6 protein-coding genes are annotated in these 11,763 nt (G+C 55.2%); 5 read left to right on the top strand and 1 reads right to left on the bottom strand.

What is annotated here, in order from left to right; genetic code table 11:
• Nucleotides 1–150: 150 nt before the first annotated feature.
• From RBH33_RS08260 to RBH33_RS08240, 5 genes are all read left to right on the top strand, one after another.
• Nucleotides 151–1,071, top strand: coding sequence for a hydrogen peroxide-inducible genes activator (locus RBH33_RS08260; protein ID WP_306731684.1), 921 nt, complete (start codon nucleotides 151–153; stop codon nucleotides 1,069–1,071).
• Nucleotides 1,022–3,166 (top strand): ATP-dependent DNA helicase RecG, encoded by a 2,145-nt coding sequence (gene recG / locus RBH33_RS08255; protein ID WP_306731683.1) that lies wholly within the window; start codon nucleotides 1,022–1,024, stop codon nucleotides 3,164–3,166. The genes RBH33_RS08260 and recG overlap by 50 nt, the downstream gene beginning before the upstream one ends.
• 140 nt (nucleotides 3,167–3,306) lie before the next feature.
• A complete protein-coding gene (locus tag RBH33_RS08250) occupies nucleotides 3,307–4,707 on the top strand; it encodes an HDOD domain-containing protein (protein ID WP_306731682.1) in 1,401 nt (466 codons plus the stop codon).
• Between the two features lie 58 nt (nucleotides 4,708–4,765).
• A complete protein-coding gene (locus tag RBH33_RS08245; protein ID WP_306731681.1) occupies nucleotides 4,766–5,167 on the top strand; it encodes an acyl-CoA thioesterase in 402 nt (133 codons plus the stop codon).
• Between the two features lie 148 nt (nucleotides 5,168–5,315).
• Nucleotides 5,316–7,325 carry a hypothetical protein gene (locus tag RBH33_RS08240; RefSeq protein ID WP_306731680.1) on the top strand — a complete coding sequence of 670 codons (2,010 nt, stop codon included), beginning with the start codon at nucleotides 5,316–5,318 and terminating at the stop codon, nucleotides 7,323–7,325.
• A gap of 1,381 nt (nucleotides 7,326–8,706) precedes the next feature.
• Here RBH33_RS08240 and RBH33_RS08235 read toward each other — a convergent pair.
• Nucleotides 8,707–11,643, bottom strand: a complete 2,937-nt coding sequence (locus RBH33_RS08235) for an RCC1 domain-containing protein (RefSeq protein WP_306731679.1) — start codon at nucleotides 11,641–11,643, stop codon at nucleotides 8,707–8,709.
• Between the last annotated feature and the right edge of the window lie 120 nt (nucleotides 11,644–11,763).

Raw genomic sequence — 11,763 nt, 5'->3', positions numbered from 1 at the left:
CCTGGAAAAAGGCACACTTGACGTTAGACCAAACTATTTGTCGGGTCTGTTTGATAGTAATTACTAAGCTACTTTTTGTTGGATTCGAGTTGGGCGCGAGGGGGTTTCCCCGTCACTGGCCGCCAACCCACGCCCCGAGGCGCGACCCCCATGACCTTAACAGAATTGCGTTACATCGTAACCTTGGCCCAGGAGCAACACTTCGGCCGCGCCGCCGAGCGCTGCTTTGTCAGCCAGCCTACCTTGAGCATCGCCGTTAAGAAGTTGGAGGAGGAGTTGGGCGTGGCACTGTTCGAGCGCTCCAAGTCCCGAGTGCAAGCCACGCCTCTAGGGGAAAAAATTGTCTCGCAGGCGCATCTGGTGCTGGAGCAAACGTCCGCCATCAAAGACATCGCCAACGAAGGCAAAGATCAGCTCAGCAGCCCGTTACGCGTGGGCGCTATCTTTACCATCGGCCCTTACTTATTGCCTCACTTTATTCCCGAGCTGCAAAAAGTCGCCAGCAAAATGCCCCTGTACGTGGAGGAGGGATACACGGCAACTCTGCGCCAGAAACTGCGCAAGGGCGAGCTGGACGTGATCATTGTGGCTCTGCCCTTTACCGAGGCGGATGTGGTGACCCAGCCGCTGTTTGACGAACCTTTTGTCGTCTTGATGCCGCACGATCATCCATTGGCGGCCAAAGAGGCTATAGAGCCAGGCGATCTCGCTGCACAGAATGTTCTGCTGCTGGGTGAAGGCCACTGTTTCCGGGACCAGGTACTGGCAGCTTGTCCCAACTTACAGCGCTCCATGGAGGACCCGGCCGGTCGGCTGCGAACGGCCGCCGAGGGTAGCTCCCTGGAAACCCTCCGCCACATGGTCGCCTCCGGTCTGGGAATTACCGTGCTACCCATGTCCGCGGCGGTGACCGCCAACTACACGCCCAACCTGTTGGTAACCCGGCCCTTTACCTCGCCTGCCCCTGGTCGCACCGTGGCCCTGGCATGGCGCGCCAGCTTCCCGCGTTTCAAGGCGATTGATGCGCTGCGCAAGGCCATCAATATGTGTCGTCTCTCCGAGAACGACTGACACCGTGAACCAGGGCATAGTTAGCTTGGAGCGCCTGCCGGTGACCACCCTTAAAGGGGTGGGGCCGCGCTTGGCGGACAAACTGGCTAAACTGGGATTACACAGCGTTCAGGATCTACTGTTCCACCTGCCTTCGCGTTATCTGGATCGTACCCGCGTTACCCCCCTGGGAGCTCTGCAACCCAACACCAGCGCCGTAATCGAGGGAGAAATTCGTACCTGCGATATCACCTACGGCCGACGGCGCAGCTTGGTGTGTCGTCTGCAGGATGGCACCGGCACAGTCACTTTGCGTTTCTTTCACTTCTCCGCCGCTCAAAAAGACGGGTTGGTGGTGGGCACCCGGTTGCGCTGCTTTGGCGAGGCGCGGCGCGGCGCCTCGGGTCTGGAGTTCTATCATCCCGAATACGAATCGCTGGACGAGCAGGCCCCGCAACCGCTTGAGGCTCGTTTAACACCTGTTTACCCGGCGACCGAGGGACTAACACAACCGCGCCTGCGGACACTGGCCGCCCAGGCGGTGGCCTGTTTGGACCACCACCCCCTGGCAGAACTGCTGCCTGAAACGCTACGGCGGCAATTGCACCAAGTGCCCCTGGTGGACGCCTTGCGCTACCTGCACGCGCCGCCCCGCAATGCTCAAGTGGATCAATTGATGGCGGGCGAACACCCCTACCAGCAACGCCTCGCCTACGAAGAGCTGCTCGCGCATCATCTGAGCCTGTTGCTGCTGCGCCGCCAAACTCAGGTGGAACAGGCGCCGCAACTTAGTCCGGACAACAAACTGGAGCAGCGTTTTCTGCAACAGTTACCGTTCCAACTCACCGGGGCTCAGCAGCGCGTCAGCGCTGAAATTGCCACCGACCTGGCTAAGCGCACACCCATGCTGCGCCTGCTCCAGGGCGATGTAGGCTCCGGCAAAACTCTGGTGGCGGCGCTGGCAGCACTGGCCGCCGTGGGTAGAGGCTTTCAAGTGGCGATCATGGCACCCACGGAAATCCTCGCCGAGCAGCACCGCACCAACTTCGGCGCCTGGCTGGAACCCTTGGGCATTGAGCTGGGCTGGTTAACCGGGCGCTTGAGCGCCGGCCGTCGGCGGGCCGAGCTGGAGCGTTTGGCCAGCGGTGAAGCTCAGGTAGTGGTGGGTACCCACGCTCTGTTTCAGAATGAAGTGGTCTTTGCCAATGTGGGGCTGATTATCATCGACGAACAACACCGCTTTGGGGTTCACCAGCGCCTGTCTCTGCGCCAGAAGGGCGCCCAGAACGGCGTTTGCCCGCATCAATTAATTATGACCGCCACACCCATTCCCCGCACCTTGTCCATGAGTGCTTACGCGGATCTGGATACTTCGATCATTGACGAACTGCCTCCCGGTCGCACACCCGTCACCACGGTCGTGATCAGCCAGGATCGGCGCGGGCAAGTGGTGGAGCGGGTGCGTGAAGCCTGTGCGCAGGGGCGCCAGACCTACTGGGTGTGCACGCTCATTGAAGAATCCGAGACTCTGACCGCCCAGGCCGCGGAGGCTACGGCGCAGTCCCTGCAAGAGGCGTTGCCAGGGCTGAACATCGGTCTGGTGCACGGCCGGCTCAAGGGCAAAGAGAAGGAAGCGGCCATGGTGGCGTTCAAAGAGGGTGCCATCGATTTGCTGGTGGCGACCACCGTGATTGAAGTGGGGGTGGATGTACCCAATGCCAGCCTGATGATCATCGAAAACCCCGAACGCCTCGGGCTGGCTCAACTGCATCAGCTACGCGGCCGCGTGGGGCGGGGCGCACAGGCCAGCCACTGTGTGCTGTTGTACGGCTCGCCCCTGTCCCGCCAGGGCCGTGAACGGCTTCGCGTTATGCGCGAGAGCAACGACGGGTTTGTGATTGCTGAAGAGGATTTGCGTCTGCGGGGGCCGGGTGAGGTGCTGGGCACCCGCCAAACGGGCGATATGCAGTTCAAAATTGCCGATTTGCTTCGGGATGCTGATTTGCTGCTCCAGGTTCAGCAGGGTGCCCAGCTGCTGCTGCGTGAGCACCCGATTCAATGTCAGCACATCGTGCAACGCTGGCTGGGGGAAAACCGCCGTTATCTGCAGGTTTGAATCCTGCCAAGGCGTTAACAAAGTCGTCGCGTGCCATGGGCTACACTAAAAGAGCTTGAACAAGCCCGCCGCTTCTTACACACTTAGATCCGATTATGCGCCGCCCTTGGGCGGCCATACAATAAAACAAGGAGTCGATCGTGCCAGTACCAACGAGCGTTGAGTCATTGCTCAATGACCAGAATATTCGCTACGACATTGCCGCCACCCCCGTGGGGGCTGACAATCAGCCCCTCTGGCACGATCAGCATTTACGCAATGTGGGCGCCGCCAAGTCGGTATTGTTGGAGGATAGCCGCGGCCGTGTGCTGGCGGTGGTTGGCGCCGACACGCTGCTGGACCTGAATGCGGTTAATCGCCAGATGGAGCGCGAGCTGCGCGCCACCGGCCTGGAAGACGTGCGTCAGTTTTGCGATAGTCACAGCCTGCAGTCCGTGCCCGCCTTGCCCAAGCTTGCCAATTTGCCCACCCTGGTCGACCGCCGTCTACTGGACCGTGAGAGCCTGCTGCTGGACTCGGGTGATGACGAGCAGCTGTTGCATTTGGATCGCAAAGATTTCCAACAGGTTTTGGAAGACGCCATCATTTGCGATATTGCAGTTCCCCTGGCGCCGCTGGAACAGGACAGCGGCGCGGCAAACGATAGTGAACAGATACTGGGCGCGGTGAAAAATTTCACCCAACTGCGTATGCAGCAGCGCCTGGAAGAAACCCTCGAGTTGCCACCCCTGTCGGAAACCGCTCAGCGCATTATTAATTTGCGCGTGGATCCCGAAGCGGACATCAGCGACTTGGCCGAAATTGTGGAAACTGATCCCAGCCTGTCGGCTCAAGTGGTCAGCTGGGCCGCTTCCCCTTATTACTCAGCACCCGGAAAAATCAAATCCATTCACGACGCCATTGTTCGCGTGTTGGGTTTTGATATGGTGCTCAACCTTGCGCTTGGGTTAGCGCTTGGTCGCACCTTGCAACTGCCCAAAGACGGCCCCGATGGTTACTTAAATTATTGGCAAGAGGCGGTGTACACCGCTGCGACGATTGAAGGCTTGGTCACGGTAATTCCGCGGGAAGAGCGCCCCGGTTTCGGCATGGCCTACCTGGCGGGCTTGCTGCACAATTTCGGTTACCTAATTCTGGCCGAAGTGTTCCCCCCCTATTTCAGCCAATACTGCCGCTTGGCAGAGGCTAACCCTCATGTGATGCCTCAAACCATCGAACGCCACCTATTGGGTGTGACTCGTGACCAACTCGCGGGTACCTTAATGTCGCTCTGGTCCATGCCCGAAGAAATTTCCCAAGGCCTGCGTCATCAGAACAACCCGGGCTATCAGGGCGAGCACGCCCGCTATGCCAAATTGGTTTTTGTGGCCAAGCGATTGCTGCTGCAAGAAGGTGTCGGCCGTGGCCCCAAATTGGCCATCCCCGACGAGATATTTACCGAGCTAAGTCTGGATCCGGAAAAGGCCCGCGCTACTGTGGCCAATGTGATTGAGTCGGCTGCAGAACTGGATCATATTGCCCTACAACTTTCCCCTGCCTAAGCGGGGGATACAAAGCCAATTGTTCTTTGCTGATCGGTGAAGTAGTGGAGGTAAAGCCATGGACACGACCGCCAGCGAGCCGCATTTTTCCTGCGAGATACCCCTGCGCTGGGGCGACATGGATGCCTTCGGGCATGTGAACAACACCCTCTATTTGCGCTACTGTGAAGAGGCCCGCTTTCAGTGGCTGTCGCAACGAAATATCACCATCTCGCCGGATAACTACCCCGTTGTGGTCACCATCGCCTGCAGTTTTTTAAGGCCGGTGATCTACCCCGAAACCCTCCGCATCGACTGCTTTGCCGCCGAACCCGGCCGCTCCAGCTTTATGGCTTACTACAAAATGTACACCAGCGCCGAGCCGAATAAACCCGCTGCCGAAGCGAATTCAAAAATCGTCTGGGTTGATGGTCAGGGGAAGTCCCGGCCCTTGCCTGACGAGGTGCGCGGCTGGTTTTAGCCAATAACATCCTCATTCCTTCAGAGCCTCTCTCTGTGCCCCTTGGGGTGAGACAGCACTTTTTCTGGCGCATATCTAGACATGCGCCACTTTAGCCTCTAAAGTAAATGCTGCAAAACCCATTCATATAACAACGAAGGTATTAGGGATGATTCCACTAAAACGCTTTGCTATTCGACTCTTTTCTATCGTCTTTCTCGCCAGCGGCCTGACCGCGTGCCTTGAAGTCAAAGACAGCTCTGATCCTGACCTGGTCCGAGCGCTCAACGAACAAAATGAAATTTTGCGTGAGCAAAACAGCCCGTCTTACACCGGCTCTGACGCTGCCGCAGGGGTGGTCACACTCCACGGTGAAGTCTTCAACCTAGCCACTGATCAACCGGTTAGCGACGCCACAGCGGAGATCCGCATCGGCGGCTCGGCCTGGGGCGAACCGGTTGCCGTGACCAACGGCGGTTTTGAGATCGAAGGCCTGCCTACGGCCTCTAACTACATCTTGGTTCTGCGCAGCGACTCCGACGAATTTCTTGACCGCGCTGTATTGGCCACGACCCGTGGTGCCGACACGGGTGTTGTATATCAAGACGTCGGTCGCATCGGAGTATCCGGCGGCAAAACCCTCAACTTCTATGTGCTTGATGAAAAAACACAAGACCCCATTTCCGGTTTGAACTTCTACGCTGAATCCCATATGGGCAGTGGTTCCGGAGCCACTGCTTATCGTCATACGTCCAATTTTGATGAAGACACTGGAGAATATCGCATTACCGTGCCCACAATGATCAGTACCACGATCAGGGCCAATCTGGATTTGAACGGGGACGGGGAGCGGGATTGGGAACCTAATTCCAACTTTTCGAGCAATACTCTGAGCTACAGCTCGTCACACCTGGCATCGGTAGGTACCATTTATTTGCAGCGCCCAGCTGATGACTGGCACTCTCTGGAGTTGCGCATTTCCGTGCTGGATGTCGATCTGGAAACACTGAGTGACGACCTGTTGCTAACCACAGTGGATCAGATTAACGGCCGGCAAGAAGCGAGCTTTGATGCGGCAACGCAGCAGTACGTGCTGAACGTAGAAATGAAATCGGAGTTGGAAGTATTGTTGCCCGCGTTCTCAATTGGGGACCAGCACTACGGGAGTGCCAGCATCAGCATCTGGAAAAGCAGCCAAGGCCAATCGTTCTACGTCAGCAGCTCCGGCAATGATGCCCAGTTGGGCTTCAACGTACCCAGCTCAACCGAGACGTTGGACCTAGTGGTTCGGCCCAGACTATCCACTCCATCGTCTGACTTGCGCCTAGTCACCCGGTCCGCAACGGCAACTGCTCCAGACTATGCGGCCAAGTTTTTCTATTCCAGTCCTATTGAACTGTTGGCGCAATCCGTAACATTAAAACAGCTCAACGCGATTACGGTTGTCCGGGGCGATGACAGTGAAGATGATCTGGTCCTGCCCGGCACTACCTTTGTGACTTGGCATGACATCGATATGGATGTTGAAACATCATTGAGCCTGAACGACACCATGCTCACTTTGACGCCCGGCACTGACCTGGAGTCAGGGTTCAGCTACAAGTACGACGTTGGTACGGTGATTGATGTGTTGGCTGATCAGCACGCGGACACACACAATGACCAACTGACTTTCTCCGTCCTCTCAAGTGAACCCTTTGATATTAACGACATCACGCTGGACAACAATAACTACACCCAAAACGGCGAGGCTATAGTATCGGAGAATACTGCCGGAGATGAGGCCAACCCGAACAACTGGAGCAGTACTGTGTATTTGATGCTGCCGTTGTCGATTGAAAACCTGAACAGCCTAACCCTGCGTAAAACTGCCGCTGTTAGAAACGGGAATACTCAACTTTATAACACCACTTACAACATCGTTCGTGACGGTAACGTCTCCCAGGGCAGCAAGGTTTATGCCCTCGGTCTGGCGGAAAATGAAAACCTCCAAACTTCACACTTCATGACACTTATGGCTGGCGCAGCAATCGAAGACGGCTACTGGTACCGCACGACAGTCTCAGAGCATATGGCTGACGATACAGAAGCCAGTGAAAACCGCGTGCATTTCGATTATGCCTATGAAACGAAGGATGGCGAGGTGCATACCGGTAGTATCGAGTTGTCAGTGCAGTGACAAGCGTGAACAGATAAACGGTTTTTCTAAGACTGTGTTGAAACCACCAAAAAAGGCAGGCAGCGTAGCTCCTGCCTTTTTTGGTGTGCGCTGGCTGTAAGATCGATTGCGTGAAAACAGTGTATTTTCTGACTTTGGTTATACGTACGATCATTAATGGGACGTCTAATTATGGAATCATTTTTGGGATTTATTTCTTTGGTGTTACTTCTGTTTTCACTAGCTACAGTTCCTCTGTATTTTAGAAATGTAAGAAAGTTTATCGAACTTCTAGAGTCGAATTACTCTGGTGAGTGGGAGGCGATAGGATCTCCGCGGCTCGATATGTCAATGAATGCGCGTAGCTCGGGGTTGTTTGTGCGCTACCTTTTGTCAGGAGATTATAGAAGGACTGGCAATAGGGAAGTTATAAAGTATGGAGATCAGTCTAAGTTCCTATTGGTGGTGGGGTTGGGAACACTTCTGACATTTGTGTTGGTCGTGTGGTTGGGTAGCTTATTTCTAGGTGGCAGCTGAGGGGTTTGAGGGTCAAGGTTGTAGTGCGGGGCAATATGGAGGGCCTTACGGTACTTCCAATCCAAATCCACGGGGCCGGCCGGGGTTCTCAGTTTTGCAAAGTTTCAGTGGATTGCGTGAGGAGCTAATTGTGCGAACGCACTTCAAGTATACTAAGGTAGGTTTAGAAGCTTTCTTGTCTTTTGTTGTTGGTTTTCTAATCGCAAAGTTGGGCTATGAAAAGGTTGGTTTAACTATATGTTTTTTGAGTGTTTTCATTGGGGGTAGTGCTGTAGTGCTAGGTCAAGTACATTTCTTTAGATCAAGGAGGGATTTAGATAAAGACAAGTGAATAAACGTGGAAGATATCAAGGGCACGGGCGACCAGTTGATTGCCCCAACGGCTCACTGGTCCCGTCTGTTCTAACACACTAGCAAGGCAGCACAAGCTCCATGTACAAGTTGCTTTCTAAGAAGTAATAGAGGATACCCACCTTTTGGAAGGTATGCACAAAATGAGCGCAGCTTTCGCCGTATCGATCGCAGGAATTTGGGTGTAAAGGAACGCGAGGTTAATGTTGGATTTCTGAGGATCGAAACAGGTATTTGGAGCCAAAGCAGGCCGTCAGCCTTCATCGGCTGGATGGTGATGTGGCGAGAGGAAGCGGCTACGCCTATATGGGCGGATTGAAGAATCGGCGGCAGGTTCGCTGAAATATGCCCGAGCTTATCATCGCGTGCCGCTCGACCCGTCCAGTCGACCAGCTCCAAATAATCAGTAAAGGAATGAGGTAGAAGTAGAGCTTGGGTGTCCCACAAAAGTCCAAAACAGCGCGGCAAACCATAGCTTGGTAGCCGCACTGTTTGGTGTAAACTTTTCTTTTACTTAGTCGATGAGTGGACTGTCCACTGGAACCGGACTGGTGCGATCAACCGTGTCGCCGAGGCCAAGTTGACCAGAGCCGTTACGTCCCCAAGCCCACAAACTGCCGTCCGATTTTACAGCCAAGGCATGTGTGGCGCTAACCGTCACACTTACCCAATCACTTGCCGTTCCTACTCGCTCGGGGCTACTACGGTTAGAATAATGACCTAGGCCAAGCTGCCCAAAGTTGTTCGATCCCCACGCCCATAAACTGCCGTCCGATTTGATGGCTGCCGTAAGCTGGCCATTGGCCGCCGCGTCCATCCAATCGTTGGACGTACCGAGTCGTTCAGGGCTGGTACGGTTAGTAAAATCACCGAGGCCAAGCTGACCGGAGTTGTTAAGGCCCCAGACCCAGAGACTGCCATCGGCTTTGATGGCTAGCACATGTGCGCCGCCGGAAATCACTTGCTCCCAGTCATTGGCGGTACCCACTCGCTGGGGGGTGCTTTGGTTAACAACTTCGCCAAGGCCGAGCTGTCCATGTTCGCTATTTCCCCATGCCCAAAGACTACCGTCAGACTTTATCCCCAGTGAAGAATTACTGCCGATCGTCACGCTAGCCCAGTCGTTGTCCGTGCCGATGCGCTCGGGGCTGGTACGGTCAATGAAATCGCCGAGGCCAAGTTGACCAGAGTTGTTACGTCCCCAGGCCCAAAGGCTGCCATCGAGTTTGATGCCTAGCGTGTGAAGACTGCCCGCTGAGACGCTTGCCCAATCACTTGATACACCTACCCGTTCGAGGTTGGTCCGGTTGGTGGTATCGCCGAGGCCAAGTTGTCCAGCATTGTTTCTTCCTACGGCCCATAGGCGACCGTCTGGGTCAAGAATAAATGTATAGCTGCCACCCGTCGCCACACTCGCCCCTTTTTGGATGGTTCGTGCTCGTTCGGGGCTAATGCGATTAATGGTATCGCCATGGACTAGCTGACCATTACTATTGCTTCCCCAGGACCACAAACTACCGTCTGAGTTTAACGCTAGGGTGTAGGTACTGTTCGCAATCACGCCAGCGCGAACACTTGTATCAACTATAAAGCCAGCTTCGACCGAATAATCGGTCGACAAACCGCTGTCGGGATCCCATACCGTGAGCGTGGTTAGACCGAGGTTGATGCTACTTTCTAGCGTTACACTCTGTCCAACGTCAGTGTCTAACATTGCAATCGATGTATCATCCACTGACCAAATGCATCGTTCACAGTCGATATCGGCGGTCAGCAGAAGAGTGGGCGCCGCTGTTGAAAGTCGAATTTTGGCCTCGATGTCTATCAAACCCTCGGGTCCGCTTAGGGGGATGCCCGCGACGAATTCCACTTCTTCGTGCAGGTCGGGTAGCTCCATCACTTGAGCGACGACAGTAGCCCGGCTCAATTGGATACCAGGAGCGACCTCCAATGTGGCTTTACTGGAATCCATAGGGTCTGCCAGTAGGTCCATCTGGCCGTCCGGGTTGTTCAGGCTCCAAGTAAAGTTGAAGGGAGGCGTGTCCCACCGGACCCGAGCAGAGAGCGCATAGCTGCCGCCCGGTACTAGCAGTGGAGCTGGGTGGGTCAACACTAACTCTGGGGTAACATTGGAAAATCCGTCTGCTGTAAAAGTCCCATTCAGGGCTCTAGTACAATTCGGCTCTGCACTCGTGCACCAAGCATTGTCCGCAATGGTCACACGAACTGAATGAGTGCCCGCGCGCTTGGGTGTCGCATAGTAAAGGAAGTACAGCCCCTGGGTGAGACGTTCCATCTCGGCGGCAATTTGTTGCAGGCCGGCGTCAACTTCGCTGTAGTCTGTCACGTTGAGGAGGCGTCGTGCTGCCAGTGATCGGTCAGCCTGACTAACAGTTTCCAAATCCCGGCCGAGCGCTATCTGCACGAGAGGATCCAAATTGATGTCATCACCCACGGTCAGAGCGAAGAATTCACGGTCCCCTTTGGCGGTGAGTGCGGCCTCAAGTGTGGAGCTGGCCGCCGTATCGTTGCCGTCTGTAATTAGAATCAAAGTGCCCTGGGTTACCTGTTCGAGGCTGAACGAGTTGCTCCAGCGACTAAAACCAAAAGCCACAGCCCCGTAAAGGTTCGTCGAAGGGCCCCCACGAGTGATTCCCTCAATGGCGTTGGTTAACGCCTCGGCATCGCTCGTGAATCCGATAACGGTACGGACGGTATCGTCAAAAACATACACGGCCACCTGTTGATAGTCTTTAATGCTTTCGACAATCCTCACAGCCGCTGCTTTTACCTGCACGAGGTCGGAAGCCGTCAAGCTCGCACTGACGTCGAGCATCAGCACTGTTTTAAGTTCATAGGGGATGTTCTCGATAGGTTCGAGATCCAGAAATGCTTCGCGAGGCGCAATGGGTTCGTCATTTTCTTCGACCAGGAAGTCGTCCACGACCAACGTGGTAATAGGTTCGCCCGTCGCACGGTCGACGACCTGTTGGATCATAGTGATGATAGAGGGGGTGGTCGCGGTAATGGTGTAAGGGACGAGATTCACCGCCAACTGGGCATCGGCCCACACGGTGCAGTCAGAAGTCACGGCGCCGGTTGTGTAGATACCGGTCGTTGCATCAAAGTCACCGCCGCACCCGGCGATACTACTAACCCGGTAGCCGACCTCCGTTGTGACGGTGAAGCTCGCCGTACCGCCGTCAGAGATGCTGGCACTTGCCGGCTCCATTGTGACTCTCGAGCCAGGATTAGTGCTTACGGTATAGCTGGCGCTAGCGCTGCTGGAGCTACTACCCCCATCACTGGAGTTCGCCGATGAGCTACTCGAGCTATTGGAGCTACTAGAGCTACTAGAACTACCGGGGTTTTTGGTGTCGCCCGAGCCGCCGCCACCACAAGCGACCAGCCCTAATACCAGGGCAAGTACCCCAACGTTGAGTATGCGCATGGAGATTTCCTTCGTGAAAGAGTGATTAATCGGTCTTAATACAACCTCCCCAGATTAAGAAAGAAAATTGCGCCACGCATCCTCAAAATTGGGTATGCGTAGGCCGAAAATCCGTAGTAG

The sequence above is a fragment of the Marinimicrobium hydrolyticum genome, from assembly GCF_030848505.1.
GTDB lineage: Bacteria > Pseudomonadota > Gammaproteobacteria > Pseudomonadales > Cellvibrionaceae > JAVDDU01.
The sequence above is the reverse complement of the archived record's forward strand: the minus strand, read 5'-3'. Positions and strand labels throughout refer to the sequence as shown.